Source organism: Propioniciclava soli (genome assembly GCF_038502305.1).
GTDB classification, from domain to species: Bacteria; Actinomycetota; Actinomycetes; order Propionibacteriales; family Propionibacteriaceae; genus Propioniciclava; species Propioniciclava soli.
Genome location: NZ_CP115965.1, coordinates 34,666 through 50,969 on the forward strand (window position 1 = coordinate 34,666; position 16,304 = coordinate 50,969).

Here is a 16,304-nt window from a genome sequence, read left to right on the forward strand (position 1 = left end):
CGGGCTACTTGAGGCCCGACCGCGCGACGCCCTCGACGAGCCAGCGCTGCAGGAACGCGAAGACGATGAGCGCCGGCACCACCGCGATGAGCGCGCCGGTGAACATCTCGGGGTAGCGGACGCCCTGGGCGGTCATGAACTGGCTGAGGACGACCTGCACGGTGCGCATCGCCGGATCCTGGGCGATGAGCAGGGGCCAGAGGAAGGCGTTCCAGGCGCCGATGAACGTGATGGTGCCCACCGCGGCGATGGTGCCGCGGGTGTTGGGCACCACGATGCGCCAGAACGTCGTCCAGGTGTTGGCGCCGTCGAGGGCGGCGGACTCCTCCAGCTCGCGCGGGAAGTCGAGGAACGCCTGGCGGAACAGGAACGTCGCGAACGCCGAGAACACCACCGGCACGATGAGGCCCCGGTACGAGCTGATCCACCCCAGCGTGCTGACCATGACGAAGGTGGGCACGAACGTCACCATGGCGGGCACCATCAGGGTGAAGACGGTGAGCCCGAGGACGAGCCTGGACGCCGGCGTCCGCCACCGCGCCAGCGCGTACCCGGCCATGAGTGAGATGACCACGGTGGCGAGCGTCTGCACCACCGAGACCACCAGGGAGTTCACCAGCGCCTGCACCACCCCGAGCCGCGGGTTGCCGAGCACGGCGGTGAGCGTGGTGAGGTCGAGCTGGTCGGGCCACCAGTGCCACTGCGGGCTCACGATGCCCTGCTGGGTGGAGAACGCGTTGCGCCAGATCACGTAGAACGGCAGCAGGAACAGCACGGCCAGCACCGACGCCGCGAGATGGGCCAGCACACTGCCGGCGCGGGACGGCTTCACTGCCCGCCCCCGCCCAGGGCGAGCACCCGGTTCTGGATCAGGCTGAACACCAGGATCACGAGCGTCAGGATCATGGTGCCGGCCGAGCCGATGCCCAGATCCTGTGCGCCGCCGCCGAAGGAGATCAGGTAGAGGTAGACGAGCGGCGGCCGCGCGAACGGTGGGTAGCCGCCGGCGGTGATGAGGGTGTTGTAGAACTCGTCGAAGGCCTGGAAGGCGTTGAACAGCAGCAGCATCGCGACGGCGACGGACGTGGGCCGCAGCAGCGGGAACGTCACGTACCGGAAGCGACGCCAGCCGTTCGCGCCGTCGAGGGCGGCGGCCTCGAACAGCTGCGGATCGATCTGGTTGAGGCCCGCGATGAACAAGATCATGTAGAAGCCGACCTGCAGCCACAGGCGCAGGCTGACCAGCACCAGCCAGTACCAGTTGTTCTCGCCACCGAGCCAGTTCACGGGCTGCTGACCGAGGTCGGTCAGCAGCGTGTTGGCCAGCCCGAAGCGCGCGCCGTTGAAGAACGACATGCGCCACACCATCGCCGCGATGACGTAGCTGACCGCGGTGGGGATGAAGAACACCGAGCGGAAGAACCCCCGGAACACGGTGACCCGCTGCAGCAGGAGCGCCAGCCCAAGCGAGCACGCGAACGTCAGCGGGACGATGAACGCCGCGAACGCGACGAACGTCACCATCGAGTCGACGAACAACCGGTCGTTGAGCAACGCGACGTAGTTCGCGAGGCCCACGAAATCGGTGGGGGTCACCGTGTTGCGGGCATCGTAGAAGCTGAGCCACAGGCTCCACAGCAGCGGGACGTAGACGAACACCAACAGCCCGGCGAGGAACGGCGTGACGAAGGCCCAGAACCAGACCGGCCGGTTCAGCAGGGGGGCCGGGGTCCTTCTCGCCACGGGTGCGCCCGGTCTCAGTCGTTCACGCGGGCCAGCTCGGCGTCCACCGTCTGCGCGGCGGCACCGAACTCGGCGGCGGGGTCCGCGCCGTTGAGCACGCAGTTGCTGAGCGCCGTCGAGTAGGCCTGGCCCGAGGCGGCGGTCCAGAACAGCGCGTTGGAGCGGCCGTGGTCGGTGACGAACGCTGCGGCGTCCGCCCCCGGGCCGGAGGCCACCTGGGAGGCGCGGCTGAACAGGCTGGGCTTGGCGGGGATGTGGGTGCCGAAGCCGTCGCTGAACTCGACCTGCTTGTCGTCGGAGTCGACCCACAACCAGCGCACGTAGTCCTGCGCCACGTCGACGTGGTCACTCGCCGCCGACACACAAGCGCTGAACGCGCCGAACGGCACCACCGGGTCGCCGCCGGACGCGGGGAACGGCAGCACGCCGACGTCGTCGCCGAACGCCTCGGTGACGTTCGGAAGATCCCACAGCCCGCCCCACTGCAGCGCGCACTCGCCGTTGATGAACGGCGAGGCGTCCGACCAGTCGGCCGAGGCGGCCTTGACCATGCCGGGGGAGTCGAACAGGGCCTTGTACTGGGCCACCGTGGCGTAGAGCGCGGGGGTGTTGAACGCGGCCTGGGTGCGGGCCTCGTTGAACTCATCCAGCCCGGACGCCCACATCAACAGCAGACCCAGGACGCCGATGCCGCCGTCCTGGCCGGCGTAGAAACCGCCGCGCTCGGGCGTGGCCACCGCCTGGGCGACCTCGGTGAGCTCGGCCAGGGTGGTGGGGGGCTGGACGCCGGCCTCGGCCAGCACGGAGGGGCGGTAGTAGAGCAGCTGCATGTCGACGGTCTGGGGAATGGCCCAGACCTTGTTGTCGTAGGTCATGCGAGCCAGCACGGACGGGGTGAACTCGGCGCCGGCGTCGCCCAGCATCTCGGTGAGGTCGGCGACCTGGCCGGCCTTGATCATGTCGAGCGTCGGGCCGTTGGCGTACTCGAAAATGTCCGGCGCCGTCGGGGTGAGCAGGGCCGCGGCGAGGGCGTCCTCGTAGTTGGACAGCACCCAGTTGACATCGATCTGGGCGTCGGTGAACTCCGCGGCCCACGCACGCACGGCCTCCTCCACCCCGTCCTCACCGTACTGGTGGTACCACTGCGCCAGCTGGGGGCCGGACGCCGTCGCGCCCGCGGAGGCGGTGGCGGCGGGGCTCGTGCGCCCCGTGTTGGTGCCGCAGGCGGCGAGGGTTGCGGTGGCGGCGAGACCGCCGCCCACGGTGAACAGCGTCCGACGAGTGAGAGCCATGGGGGGAGCATAAACCCCCACTCCGACAGTCCGGCACCGTGACCGCCGGCGATGCGTGCGCCGCGCTGCGGCGTCCGGAGGAACGCTAGGGTTGGCGGGTCGAAAGGTGACGACCATGACCCTCTTCAGCGCCGTCCAACCCGCCCCGCCGGACGCGATCCTCGGGCTCACCGAGCAGTTTCGGGCCGACCCGAACCCGCGCAAGGTGAATCTCGGTGTGGGCGTCTACCAGAACGAGCAGGGTGTGCTGCCGCTGCTGCGCAGTGTGGCGGCCGCCGAGCGGAAGCTCGCCGCGCAACCCCAGGCCAAGGGGTACCTGGCCATCGACGGGCTGCCGACCTACGACGCGGACGTCAAGGAGCTCGTGTTCGGCGCCGGTTCGCCCCTGCTGGCGGACGGGCGCGTCGTCACGGTGCAGGCGCTGGGCGGCACCGGAGCCCTGAAGATCGGCGCCGACTTCCTGCGCCAGGTGTCCCCGGACGCGCGCGTGCTTATCTCGAACCCGAGCTGGGAGAACCACCAGGCGCTGTTCACGCGCGCCGGCTTCACCGTGGCGAAGTACCGCTACTACGACGCCGAGGCCAAGGGTGTCGACGTGGCCGGGATGCTCGCCGATCTGGACGCCGCCGCCCCCGGCACGATCGTGGTGCTGCACGCCTGCTGCCACAACCCGACCGGCTATGACCTCACGCCCGAGCAGTGGCAGCGCGTCATCGACGTGGTGGTGGAGCGGGACCTCACCGCGTTCCTCGACATGGCCTACCAGGGCTTCAGCGCCGGCATCGAAGAGGATGGGGCCGTCGTCCGCGCCTTCGCCGAGCGGGTGCCAAGCTTCTTCGTGTCGACGTCGTTCAGCAAGAGTTTCTCGCTCTATGGCGAGCGCGTCGGCGGGTTGTCGATCGTGTGCGCGGACGCCGACGAGGCGGCCCGCGTCCTCTCGCAGGTGAAGATCGTCATCCGCACCAACTACTCCAACCCGCCCACCCACGGCGCGGCGCTGGTGGAGACCGTGCTCGCCGATCCCGAGCTGCGGGCGGACTGGGTGACCGAGCTGGGCGAGATGCGTGACCGCATCAAGGCCATGCGTTCCGCCCTGGTGGCGGGGCTCGCGGACGCGGGCGTCACGCGGGACATGAGCTACATCACCGACCAGGTGGGCATGTTCAGCTTCTCGGGCCTGACGAAGGAGCAGATGGTGCGCCTGCGCACCGAGTTCGGCGTCTACGGCACCGACACCGGCCGGATCTGCGTCGCGGCGTTGAACGAGGGCAACGTCGGCTACGTCAGCGCGTCCATCGCGGCGGTGCTGGACGACTGAGCCGGGCACGGCCGCAATCCGGGCTGTCAGCCGGGCGGCTGCGGCAGGGCCGGAACGGCCCGCACCGGGGGACTCGCGCGCGTCTCGAAGCGCGTGCTGGCGAGCCGACGCTCGGCCACTGTGACGAGGTCGAGGACGTCAGGGGCCCGATAGTGTCGGACGCCTCCCGTTTCGTGTGCGTGCAGGACGCCGGCGAGGACGAGTTCTGTGAGGGCACGGTCGGCCGCAACATGGGAGAACCCGTGGATGCGCTGTGCGGTGGCGCTGGTGAGCACGGGGGTGGCGGGCAGGTCTCGCAGGATGAGGGCCGTTGCCGAATCAGCGCGTGGTGGGCGCTGGCGTCCTTGGGCCGAGCGCGCTTCCTGCAGGCGTTCGGTCCACTCGGCACGCAGTGCGGCGAGGTCCGCTGCCAGGCGGCTGGCTTGCTCAGTCGCCGTGAGCACCGCCTCAGCGAAGATGTGCAGCCAGGCGGACCGGGCGGCATGGGCACCGTCCGACCCGGCTGGCCCCGGGTGGCGGTACTCGGTGAGGCCGTGGAGATAGTCGCGTCGGAGGGTCGACAGCACGAGGCTGATCGGCAGGACAGCCTCGGTGGTGAGGCCCCGCCGCATCAGCACGGTGTGGATCAGTGCGCGGCCGACGCGTCCGTTCCCGTCGGTGAACGGGTGAATGGTCTCGAACTGGGCGTGGACCACCGCGGCCTGGACGATGGGGGAGTGGCCACCTCCGTTGAGGTAACCGACGAGATCCTCCATCAGCGCAGGCACGTGATCCGGCGCAGGCGGGACGAATTCCGCATCGAGCGGGTGGAAGTGCGAGCCGCCGATCCAGTTCTGAACCGCTCGCAAGCCGTGGTGATGGGCCTCCTCCGGGAGGAGCGCGCGGTGCAACGCGAGTATGTGTGCGGTCGTGACTTCTGGCGCCGCGGCAAGCACCGTACGTGCATCGTGCAGAACCGTCATGTTGTTGGCCACCAGACGGGCCTGGGCGGACACCCGAGCCGGGGCCTCGCCGGCGTCGAGCTCGGCGAGTGCGACCTGTTGCGCCGAGGGGGCGATCCCTTCGATCCGCGAGGAGGCGATCGCTTCGGAGCGCAGCAGGAACCTGGCGATGCCGGCAAGATCGCAAACATTGCCCGAGAGTTGCCGGACGGCCCGCTCTGTCCGGCCCAGCAACTGGTCGACCTCCGGGCTGATGAGGAGCGCCGAGCCGAGGAGAGGGTCGGGCAGGTACCAACGATACGTGCCAGAACGGCGGTCGTGACGTGGCAGGCCGGACTCGATCGAGGACATCCAGGTGCCCTGTTCCCACTCGGCCACGGTTCCTCGCTTTCCTTACACGACGGCGGGGTTGCCGTAACTATAGGACCATAAGGTTACGTCTGGAGGCGTCTGGAGGCGTCTGGAGGCGTCAGGAGGCGTCAGGCCCCTCACTCAGCCACTTCGCTCCCCGGCCGTAGCGGGGCTCTTCGTCCAAGCAGGGCACAGCTGCGGCCGGGGAGCGAAGTGCCTGAGCTGGGAGAGCACGGCTACGGCAAGGGAGCGTCGCATGGTCCGGGGAGCGAAGTGGCCCGCCAGACCGGGCCGTCAGCCGACACGCCCCCTTTCCGGGCGGGCCGTGGCACCGACTCGCCGTCGCCGTAGCCACCACCCGATACCGCGGCGTCCAACCCGGCGGGGCGTCCCGATCAGGCGGGGTAGTTCTCCGCCAGCCAGGCTGTGGTGACGTCCCAGGCCGCGGCGGAGGCGTCCGGGTCATGGAAGGGCAGGCGGGGGTTGTCGAACGCGTGGTCGGAGCCCGGCCACAGCTGGAAGCTCGCGCCGTACGAGGTGACCACTGACTCGATGTGGGCGACGTCGTCGCGGGAGATGAAGGCGTCGGCGCTGCCGAAGTGGTGCAGGCTCGGCACGCCCACGGGATCGCCGTCGACCAGTCCTGGGAGCGCCGAGCCGTAGTAGCTGACGAGGGCGTCCGCGATCACGTCCCAGTCGGCACCCTGGATCGCCGCGTAGGCGAGACCGCCGCCGAAGCAGAAACCCATCAGCGCCACGCGCGTCCGGGTGGCTTCGTCGGCGCGCAGGTGGGCGATGGCGGCGCGGACGTCCTGAACCGCCAGATCCCAGTCGACGCGACCGGAGACCCCCACCGCGGTCTCCAGAGCGTTCTCTGACGTCTCGTCGATCACGTCCACCCCCAAGCGCCAGTAGATCTGGGGCAGCAGCACGCTGTAGCCCAGCGCCGCGAGGTCGTCCGCGCGCTGCCGCATGTAAGGGCTGCGCCCGAAGATCTCCTGGATGAGCACAACGCCGGGCCCCCGACCCGACTCCGGGCGGACGAGGGTGGCCGGCATGGTGGTGGCACCGTCCGGGCCCGGGGTGGGCACTGGCACGGTGATGTCGAGCGGCGTGGGCATCGTGGATCCTCTGAGCGCTGAACGGGCAGTGCGCGCATCTTAACGCGAGGGTCGAGAGATCCACCCGCGTTGGTGCGTCATCCCAGATTCCCCTTTGATGATTTGCACTTCAACGCGGTCACGCATCGGTATTTCATCAGCAAGGTGCATCTTCTCCTTAGATCACGCCCAGAACTTTCCTCACGGCGACTGCGAGAAGAATCGGCGGAAGCGCCTGGTGAAAGCAGATGTGGCGGCGCCAGGGAAATGTACTTCCTGTGCGGGACCCAGCTGCCCCGCAGAAAGTCGCCCGATCCTGAGAATAGGCCGAGAGAAGGCCTAGCCTGAGCGGCGCTCCCGGCACCATACTGGCTCATCACAATCCACGGTGTAGCTGGGGTCTGAATCCGCCTGTTTCGAGTAGCGATCTGGCGATGTAGTGGGTGAGGTTGCGGAAGCCGAGGGCGCTGCCGCGGAGGTGTTCGAGTCGGCCGTTGAGGGCCTCGGTGGGCCCGTTCGACGTGCCGGGCCGGTCGAAGTAGGCGAGGACGTCGGCGGCCCGGTTCTTCAGGGTGCGGCCGAGGGTGATGATCTCTGTCAAGGCGCGGGGGACTCCGCTGCTGATGGCGTCGATGAGGGCCTGCATGAGCGTGCGCCCCTTCGCGCGGTCGGGTTCTCGGTAGGCGGTGATCATCTTCTGGTAGATGGCCCAGGTGGCTTCGACCTCGACGTGTTCATCGCCGGCGAACAAGGCCTCCAGGCGGGTCTTCTGCCTGGGGGTGAGGAGGTCCAGGCCGGTGTGCAGCATCCGACGGGCGCGGTAGAGCGGATCACCAGCACGACCCCGGTGGCCATGAAGGTTTTGTTGGACCCGCCTGCGGCAGCGGTCGAGGGCGTCGCCGGCCAGACGGACGACGTGGAACGGATCCAACACCGGCGTGGCGTCGGGGAGTTCTTCGGTGGTGGCGGTCTTGAAGCCAGTGAACCCATCCATCGCTACGACCTCCACCCCGGCCCGCCACGTCTGGGGGCGGGCGGCGAGCCACGTTTTGAAGGCTTGTTTGGAGCGGCCCTCGACCATGTCCAACAAGCGGGCCGGTCCGGTGTCATCCCTGACCGGAGTGAGGTCGATGATGACCGTCACGTACTTGTCGCCCTTGCGGGTGTGCCGCCAGACGTGTTCGTCGACGCCGACCACGCTCACGCCGTTGAACCGCTCGGGATCATCGATCAGGGCGCGTTGGCCCTCGGCGAGGACGGCGTCGTTGGCGGTGTTCCACGACACCGCGAGGGCTTCGGCGATCCGGGCGACGGTCAAGTGTGCGACCACGAGGCCTTCCAGCGCCCACCGCAACGCGCGGCGGGACAGCTTGGAGCGTGGTTCGGCAGCCTTGCCCATGTCCTGGCGCCACACGTGTCCACACTCACCACAGCGGTAACGGCGCAGCGTCACCACCAAGACGGTCGGTCGCCAGCCGAACGGCTCGTGGGCCAACCGGCGGGTGACCGTGTCGCGCGGGGTCCCCTCGCACCCGCACCGGCGGCACCACCGGTCATCATCAACGACCCGGCACGCCAGCACGGCCCGCTCACGTTCCACGTGTTGACCAACGGCTTCCAGGCCGAGCTCGTCGAGGCGGGTGAACGTAGTCAGGTCGGGACGAACGAAGGTAGCGTTGAACACGTCGAGGTCTTTCGGATGGAAGGCGTAGGAACCTCCATCATCGGAAGACCTCGACCCTCACCACGGCACCGACGCGCCGTCCGCCCTCACCTCGCCGCTACACCCTCAACTGTGATGAGCCACCATACTGTGGCGCGTGGCCCGCCGGGCGGGCCACTCCGTGCAGGGCCTGCACGGGCTTTTCCGGGGGGAAAGGGGCCGCGTCAGCGGCGCCGCATCGATCACCGCGTGGCACGGCCGCCGCGTGAGCGCCGCAGCCCCTCGGCACCGCTGGTCGACCCCTCGTGAAAGGAACTCGAATGGGGCCTAGGCAATCCGGTGCTGTCCGGGGACTTGGACAATCGTTCCGCGTCCTGCTGGCACTCACCATGGTCGCGAGCCTGGCGTTCGTGACCGCCCCCACGGCTCGCGCTGAGGCGCGTCCATGGATGGACACCTCCCTCGACGCCGACGCTCGCGCCGACCTCTTGGCTGCCGCGATGACGTTCGACCAGAAGGTCGGCCTGTTCGCCAACCCCGGCATCCCGATCCCGGAGCTGGGCGTCCCTTCGCGGCGCGAGAAGGACGGCGCCAACGGGTTGGCGTCCAACGCCCACGAGTCCACCGCCTTCCCTTCCGGCGTCGCGATGGCGTCCACGTGGGACACCGAGATGCCCTATGCCTTCGGTGCCCAAGGTGCGCAGGAGGCGTGGGAGGTCGGCTACTCCGGTTGGGCCGCTCCAGCCGCCGACATGACCCGCTCGCCCTACCACGGCCGGCAATGGTCGTCCTACGGTGAGGATCCCCTGCTCGGCGGACGCCTCCCGGCGGCCGTCGTCGAGGGCGTGAAGAGCATCGACGGCGTCTACGCGCTGCCGAAGCACACCGTGGCCAACACCCAGGAGAGCCAGCGCCTCACGCTCAACAACGTGATGGATCTGCGCACGCTGCGGGAGGTGTACGTCCGCCAGTGGGAGCCGATCATCGCGGCGGCGCCGGGGGCGCTCATGTGCGCGTTCCCGCGGTTGATGGGCGACTACTCCTGCGACCACGACCTCCTGAACAACCAGATCATCAAGGGCGACCTCGGCTTCGAGGGGTGGATCAGCTCCGACTACAGCGCCTGCGAGTCCGTGCAGGCCTACAACCTTGGGACGGACTTCTGCGGACCCGAGGGAGTCAACGGTGAGGCGCTCGGCCAGGCCGTGCTCGACGGCGTCATCCCGATGGAGCGGTTCGACGACATGGTGCACCGGGTGCTACGGACGTTCTTCGAGGACGGCCTGATGGACCACCTGCCCCCCGGAGCGCTCGAGTCGGTGCAGCCCCAGCTGGCGGTCTCCGAGGCGACGCTGGCCCGTGGCCGCGAGATCGCGTACCGCGCCGGTGTCGAGGGATCGGTCCTGCTGAAGAACGACGACATCCTGCCGCTGGACGCCAACGCGATCGATTCGATCGCCCTGATCGGTGAGAACACCGACCGCTTCCTGCAGGGCTTTGGCGCCGACAGCATCCCGCTGCCGGCCCACGTCACGACGATCCAGGAGGGCATTGAGGCGCGCGTCGGCGACGGCGTCACGATGACCAAGGTCGACGGCACGGATCCGCTGCGCGTGGCCGACGGGTCGTTGCCCGGCCCGGCACCCATCCCGTCGTCGGTGCTCTCGGCCGGAGGCAGTTCCGGCCTGCAGGCTCAGTGGTTCACGAACCCGACTTGGTCGGGCAACCCGCTGGTCGCCCGCATCGAGGACCAGGTGAACTGGGGCAACGGCCTGCCGATGGTCTTCGCGACCTTCGGTTCGGAGACCTCCCCGGCCCCCGACGTCCCCCCGGCCTTCTTCGCCAACCCCCAGCCGTCGATTCGTTGGAGCGGTCAGCTGACGCCGGTGGCGTCCGGCACCTACGACCTTGGGCTCAGCCTGCTCGGTTCGGCGCGCCTGTGGGTGGACGGCGAGGAAGTCCTGTCCGTGGACGCCGACCGCATCGACACGCAGACGGTCAGCCTCGACCTCGTCGCCGGTCAGTCCTATGACGTGCGCATCGACTACGTCGCGGACGCCCCCAACCAGTGCTGTGGCGTTGCGGGCAACCGCATCGGACCGGCCATCCGGCTGTTGTGGACGCCGCCGGTGGACGACTACTCCCCGCAGATCCAGGAAGCCGTCGAGGCCGCCCGGAACGCCGACGTCGCTGTGGTCGTGGCCTCGGAGTACCTGGGCGAGGCCATTGACCGTGGTTCGATCACCCTCCCGCAGGGGCAGGACGCGCTGATCCGCGCCGTGGCGGCCGTCAACCCGAACACCGTTGTCGTGTTGGCAACCGGTGGCGCGGTGGCCGTGCCGTGGCTCGACGACGTGGCCGGTCTGTTCGAGGTCTGGTACCCGGGTCAGGAGCAGGGCCGCATCGTGGCCTCGCTGCTGTTCGGTGACGAGGACTTCTCCGGACGCCTGCCGCAGAGCTGGCCCGTCTCCGATGACCAGGTCGTCAACGGTCTGGGTCTGACCAACCCGGTGTACGACATCAACAACCTCAACGTGCAGCTTCAGCATGACGAGGGCGTCTACGTCGGTTACAAGCGCTATGACCAGCTGGGCCTCGAACCGCAGTTCGCGTTCGGTTACGGCTTGACGTACAGCACGGTCGAGTACCGGCGCCTGCAGGTGCAGGAACGGGGTGGCAATCAGCCCGCCCACATCCGCGTGCAGGTGCGCAACAGGGGTTCGGTGGAGGTCACCGAGACGGTTCAGATCTACCACGGTGCCCTGCCCACCTCGGTCGACACCCCCAGCCGCCAGCTGCTGGGGTGGGACAAGGTGACCCTGGCTCCTGGTCAGCAGCGGTGGGTCGACATCCCGATCGAGCTCGACACCCCGGAGCGGCTGCTCAGCTACTTCGACGCCGGCCGCAATGAATGGGTCCGGCCGAAGGGCACGGTGCAGATCTACGCCGGAGCGTCCGAGCGCGACGTCCGGCTGACCGGGAGTCTGCGGGTGCGGTAGTCACGAACGGCGTTCACACCACGGGGCCCCGGCAGCGATGCTGCCGGGGCCCCGTTCGTGGCGGGAACCTCCGCGATCGCGACGAAAAGGCGACGGTGAGTGCGCGCTCATTCCCGAGCTGAGCGTGGCTGCGGGGTCGTTCGCGAATCGAGTGTCGCCTTTTCGTCAGATTCCGTCGCGGCTGGTTGGGGCAGCCATGATGTCAGCGGCGGGCCGGCCGGAGCGCAGGAGGCGTCCCATGTGCTCCATGGCCGGGGTGACGTGGCTGTAGAAGCGGTAGTACCCGGCGCACAAGTAGTTCAGGCCGCCCTCGCCATCGCGGGTCGTGGCGAAGCGATCCTTGGGGCAGCCGCCGTGGCAGGCCCATCGCACCGGGCACTCCACGCACTGGCGGGGCAGGGCGGTGCGCTTGGAGCGGCCGAACTCCCGCTGGAAGTCGCTGCCCACCATCGCACGGAAATCGTCGATAGCCACGTTGCCGAGACGGTAGCCGGGCTCGACGTAGTGGTCACAGGAGTAGACGTCACCGTTGTGCTCCATGGCCAGCGCGCCGCCGCATTCCGGGGCGTGGACGCACAGGCTGTACTGGCCGAACAGAGCCGCGAGGGTGACGTCGAAGTCCTGGACATAAACGCTGCCCACGTCGCGCGAGACCCACTCGTCGAAGAGGGTGATGAGGAAGGTGCCGTACTGCTCGGGCGCGACGGTGCGGCTGGTGACCCCGGTGCCGGTCTGCTCGTACAGCACGAAGGTGCCGTCATCGCGGCGCCATCCCGACTCGGCCACCGACTCCTGACCGGCGTCCACCCGTTCCACGATGGGAATGAACTGCAGGAAGTTCGCGCCCAGGTCGTCACGGAAGTGGCGATACACCGCGAGGGGGTGCTCGGCGTTGATCGCGTTCACCGTGCACAGGATGTTGGTGTCGACCCGGTGCGCCTGCAGGATGCGCAGCCCGCGGACGACCTGGGCGTACGTGCCGCGTCCGGCCTTGTTCACGCGGTAGCGGTCGTGGAGCTCGCGCGGCCCGTCGATGCTCACGCCGACGAGGAACTGTTCCTCGGCCAGGAACTCACCCCACGCGTCGTCCAACAGCGTTGCGTTGGTCTGGATGGCGTGCTGCACCTGCTGCCGCGGCCGCTTGACCTCGTTCGCGATTCGGACGGCGTCGCGAAAGAAGTCCAGACCGCGCAGGGTCGGTTCACCGCCCTGCCAGCCGACCGTGACCGGGCCGTCGGGTTGGGCGTTCAGATAGTTGACGAGCCAGGCCCGCAGCACGTCCTCGGTCATGGCCTGGGCCTTGCTCTCCCACAGCACCTCCTTGGACAGGAAGAAGCAGTACGAGCAGTCCAGGTTGCACGCCGCGCCCGTGGGCTTGGCGATGAGCGAGAACGGACGCCTCAGGCCTCGCCCCCGACTCACGGTGTCGGTCATGGCTTCGAACCTACTCCGGCTCGGGGAACCCGCACGTCGACCGCCGTCCGATGCGTGTTCAGCTGGACTCGTTGATCTGGGCGACGTACGCCTCGATGCGTGCCATGAGCTCGTGGTCGTACGGCCCCCACTCGGGGTGCGGCGTGGTCTCGCCGCGATACGGCTCGTCCCGGTACTGCTTCTGCAGCTCGTGCAAACGGGCCTCGAGACCAGCGCGGATCGCAGCATAGGCGGGGTCGTCGTAGACATTGGTGAGTTCGGCCGGATCGGCCCGTCGGTCGTACAGTTCCCACTCGCCGGGGTAGATCTTCTCGGACGCCCCCGGGACGCCGAGGCCGGCGCCGTAGTAGTGGATGAGTTTGTACTCACTCGTCACGACGCCGTAGTGGCCGGGCGCGTGGTGGATGGGGTCGTCGTGCTCCCAGTACCGGTAGTAGGCGGCGTCCGGCCAGTCGTCAGGTGATTCGCCGCGCAGGAGGGGGCGGAAGCTGCGGCCCTGTTGGGTGGGGAGCACCTCGGTGGCGTCCAGGCCGCACACGTCGAGGAAGGTGGCGGCGAAGTCGACGTTGGTGATGATGGCCTCACACGTGCTCTGGGGGGCAATCTCGGCGGGCCAGCGCATCAGCATGGGCATCTGCAGCGACTCGTCGAACATCAGTCGCTTGTCGAACCAGCCGTGGTCGCCGAGGAAGAAGCCTTGGTCGGAGGTGTACACGACCAGTGTGTTCTCGGCCAGATGGGTGGCATCGAGGTGGTCGAGGAGGCGTCCGATGTTGTCGTCAATGGACTGCACGGTCTGCAGGTAGTCGCGCATGTAGATCTGGTATTTCCAGCTGACCCGGGCGGCGCGGTTCTCCGGCCCGCGAAGGTGTCCAGGTACCTCCTGCTTGAGGTCTTCGGAACCCATGTCGTCAGCGAGCGTCATGTGGACGCCCTTGATCGCGTCGCTGCGGGTGGCGTGATCGTCGAAGAGCGTGGCCGGCTCGGGAATGTCTCCGTCGGCGTACAGATCGGCGTGCTTCGGGTCCGGGATCCACGGCCGGTGGGGTGCCTTGTGGTGCACCATCATCATGAACGGGCGCTCAGGGTCGCGGCGGTCGATGAAGTCGATCGCCAGGTCGGTGATGATGTCGGTGGCGTAACCCTCGACCACGCGACGGCCGTTCTCGTCGATCATTTCCGGGTCGATGTAGTCCCCCTGCCCGGGCAGGACGACCCACTCGTCGAAGTTCCGCGGCTCGCTTGCCTTGTCCTCACCGAGGTGCCACTTGCCGAAGATTGCCGTCTGGTAGTCGGTGTGCTCGGCCAAGACGTCCACGAAGGTGGGTACCCGGTAGTCGATCTCGGTCCAGATGCTGCTGACGCCGTTGACGTGGCTGTAGGTGCCGGTCAGGATCGTCGCGCGCGACGGGCTGCACACGGAATTGGTGCAGTACACGGCGTCGAGCCGCATGCCCTCGGCGGCGATCCGGTCCATCTGCGGGGTGTGATTGATCTTGCTGCCGTACGCACCGATCGCGTGCGCTGCGTGGTCGTCGGACATGATGAAGATCAAATTGGTGCGTGGCCCCATGGCCTCTCCTCTCTGTCTGGGCCGCTGTGTCGCGACGGTGCAGGGCGTGTTGCCTCAGACGGGGAAGTGCAGGCGGTAGGTGGTCACGATGAGATCTGCTGCCTGCTCAGGAGTGAACGAGGCGGTGTTGACGACCAGGTCGAACCGATCGTTCTCGCGCGGATCCCAGCGGTAGAGGCGCCGACAGAAGTCGGTGCGGACGCGGTCCTCACGCGCCTGACGGTGCCGGGCCCGCTCGGGAGTGATGCCTGCCTCGGTGGCCGCGCGGGTGATACGGGTCGACAGGGGAGCAATGAGCTTAACGTGCAGGGTCGCAGGGCGGTCCGCCAGCACATGCGCACCGGCCCGGCCGTGGATGACGGCGCCGTCCTGGGCCAGGTCGGCCAAGTAGCGGTTGTTCTGATCGGCCACCTCGTGGTCGGCGTGGGCTTCCAGGGCCCAGGCGATGTTGGCGTCGTGACTCGGGATCGGCGTGAAGGAACGCAGGAATCGCTCGACGAAGCCCCCCTCGTCCGCGTCGCCGGCGATCTCGTCGATCGTTTCGGACTTCATGGCCCGCCCCACGTACTCCACGCCGAGCGAGGCGGCGACGCGCTCACCGATCTCGCGGGCGCCGCATCCGTACTCCTCGTGGAGCGTCACGACCGGTGGCATCTGTTCGCTGGCCATGCCCCATTGTCGCGCCATCCCGGGCTTGGCGCTCGCGTTTGAACCGCGGGGCTGGCGAAGTCGCCCCGGGACGCGCGGCCCTCGGGGCGACCTGACGTCGGCTTCGTCAGCCCAGCACGATCCGCCCGGACGCCGGCGGGGTCACGGGTGACGTCGTGGCCAGGTGTTCGGCGAAGGCGTCGATGTCGACCCCGCCGAAGTAGCGATCGGTGCCGGAGCTGAACACCGGGAACCCGTCCCCGCCGTCGGCGAGGAAGTTGTTGGTCACGATCCGGTACGACGCTGACCGGTCGATGGGCGTCCCGTTCAGCGTGACGCTGCCCTCAATCGCTCCGGTGGCACCGAGGGTGTAGGTGAAGCCCTCCGAGACCTGCAGGATCTTGGTGTAGCCACCGCTGGCCGGGCTGTTTGCCCCGGTCACCTGCTGCGCGAGCAGGGTGTAGATCTGGTCACCGGTCAGCGTCAGGGACACGAGGTAGTTGCTGAACGGCTGGACGGCGAACGCCTCACCGTAGGTGACCTCGCCGGCGTCCAGATCTGCGCGGATGCCGCCGGGGTTCATGAACGCGATCACTGGTTCTCCGAACGTTCCCACCACCGTCGGGTCCGCGAGCTGGCCGTCCGCGATGAGGTTGCCCAAGGGCGAGTCGCCAAAGCCGGGCGCCGGCGTCCGGTCTGCAGGGGCGGTGAGAGTCCCGATCACACGATTGGCGATCGGCTGCACCAGCGCGGCGTACCGATCAACGTGGCGCTGCAGCCTCGGGTCGGGAGCGACATCCCGGGTCACGAGGTGGTTCGTGGCGTGCGCGCTGGCGCGGACGACGTCCTTCGTCCGCGGGTCGTACTGCAGGTTGTGTTCGGTGATGATGCGGCCGGACGACATCGCCTGGGTGACGAGCCGGGGCTGGCCGGCGGGGTCGTCGATCGAGCACACCCACGCCTGGTGGGAGTGCCCGGTCATGACCAGGTCGACCGCGGGGGCGATGTCCTCGGCGATCTCGATGACCGGGCCGCTGACGGTGGTGCCGTCCGCGCAGTCTGCGGTGTAGGCCGTCGTGTCGGGACGTGCGCCTTCGTGGACGAGCACGAACTGGGTGTTGACGCCCCGGGCGGTGAGTTCGGCGGAGGCCCGGTTGATGGCGGTGACCTCGTCGGTGAACTCGAGTGGGTGTGTGACCGTCTGATCGCTACGGGCGTCGGTGCCAGTCCTGGTGTCGTTGC

Annotated in this window: 12 protein-coding genes; 2 read left to right on the forward strand and 10 right to left on the reverse strand. The window is 68.5% G+C overall.

The features are described from left to right. Positions 1–4 precede the first annotated feature (4 nt). Genes PCC79_RS00170 through PCC79_RS00180 form a run of 3 tightly spaced genes read right to left on the reverse strand, consistent with a single transcriptional unit; the run spans position 5 to position 3,035 of the window. On the reverse strand, positions 5–832 hold the full coding sequence (locus PCC79_RS00170; RefSeq protein WP_232549259.1) for a carbohydrate ABC transporter permease: 828 nt from the start codon (positions 830–832) through the stop codon (positions 5–7). Next, entirely contained in the window at positions 829–1,743 is a 915-nt protein-coding gene (locus tag PCC79_RS00175) for a sugar ABC transporter permease (RefSeq protein ID WP_342372649.1), read from the reverse strand. The genes PCC79_RS00170 and PCC79_RS00175 overlap by 4 nt, the downstream gene beginning before the upstream one ends. Positions 1,744–1,757: 14 nt before the next feature. Continuing rightward, positions 1,758–3,035: an ABC transporter substrate-binding protein gene (locus tag PCC79_RS00180; protein WP_342372650.1), complete on the reverse strand. Its 1,278-nt coding sequence runs from the start codon at positions 3,033–3,035 to the stop codon at positions 1,758–1,760. Positions 3,036–3,150: 115 nt separating this feature from the next. On the opposite strand from PCC79_RS00180, the gene PCC79_RS00185 reads away from it, so the two are divergent. After that, on the forward strand, positions 3,151–4,353 hold the full coding sequence (locus tag PCC79_RS00185) for an amino acid aminotransferase (RefSeq protein WP_342372651.1): 1,203 nt from the start codon (positions 3,151–3,153) through the stop codon (positions 4,351–4,353). A 26-nt stretch (positions 4,354–4,379) separates the two neighbouring features. Here the strand turns inward: PCC79_RS00185 and PCC79_RS00190 are convergent, their stop codons facing one another. From PCC79_RS00190 to PCC79_RS00200, 3 genes are all read right to left on the reverse strand, one after another. Further along, positions 4,380–5,672 carry a Fic family protein gene (locus PCC79_RS00190; RefSeq protein WP_342372652.1) on the reverse strand — a complete coding sequence of 431 codons (1,293 nt, stop codon included), beginning with the start codon at positions 5,670–5,672 and terminating at the stop codon, positions 4,380–4,382. Between the two features lie 368 nt (positions 5,673–6,040). Further along, on the reverse strand, positions 6,041–6,766 hold the full coding sequence (locus PCC79_RS00195; protein ID WP_342372653.1) for a dienelactone hydrolase family protein: 726 nt from the start codon (positions 6,764–6,766) through the stop codon (positions 6,041–6,043). A 355-nt stretch (positions 6,767–7,121) separates the two neighbouring features. Then, complete coding sequence (locus PCC79_RS00200; RefSeq protein WP_342371612.1) at positions 7,122–8,429, reverse strand: ISL3 family transposase; 1,308 nt, start codon at positions 8,427–8,429, stop codon at positions 7,122–7,124. A 428-nt stretch (positions 8,430–8,857) separates the two neighbouring features. Here PCC79_RS00200 and PCC79_RS00205 point away from each other — a divergent pair, with 428 nt between their 5' ends. After that, entirely contained in the window at positions 8,858–11,407 is a 2,550-nt protein-coding gene (locus PCC79_RS00205; RefSeq protein ID WP_232549268.1) for a glycoside hydrolase family 3 protein, read from the forward strand. Between the two features lie 165 nt (positions 11,408–11,572). Here the strand turns inward: PCC79_RS00205 and PCC79_RS00210 are convergent, their stop codons facing one another. The 4 genes from PCC79_RS00210 to PCC79_RS00225 form a co-directional block, all read right to left on the reverse strand. Then, positions 11,573–12,841 carry an anaerobic sulfatase maturase gene (locus PCC79_RS00210; protein ID WP_342372654.1) on the reverse strand — a complete coding sequence of 423 codons (1,269 nt, stop codon included), beginning with the start codon at positions 12,839–12,841 and terminating at the stop codon, positions 11,573–11,575. Positions 12,842–12,899: 58 nt separating this feature from the next. Next, on the reverse strand, positions 12,900–14,414 hold the full coding sequence (locus PCC79_RS00215) for a sulfatase family protein (RefSeq protein WP_232549270.1): 1,515 nt from the start codon (positions 14,412–14,414) through the stop codon (positions 12,900–12,902). A gap of 54 nt (positions 14,415–14,468) precedes the next feature. Beyond that, positions 14,469–15,083 (reverse strand): AAA family ATPase, encoded by a 615-nt coding sequence (locus PCC79_RS00220; RefSeq protein WP_232549271.1) that lies wholly within the window; start codon positions 15,081–15,083, stop codon positions 14,469–14,471. Between the two features lie 106 nt (positions 15,084–15,189). Continuing rightward, on the reverse strand, positions 15,190–16,170 hold the full coding sequence (locus tag PCC79_RS00225) for a bifunctional metallophosphatase/5'-nucleotidase (protein ID WP_342372655.1): 981 nt from the start codon (positions 16,168–16,170) through the stop codon (positions 15,190–15,192). Between the last annotated feature and the right edge of the window lie 134 nt (positions 16,171–16,304).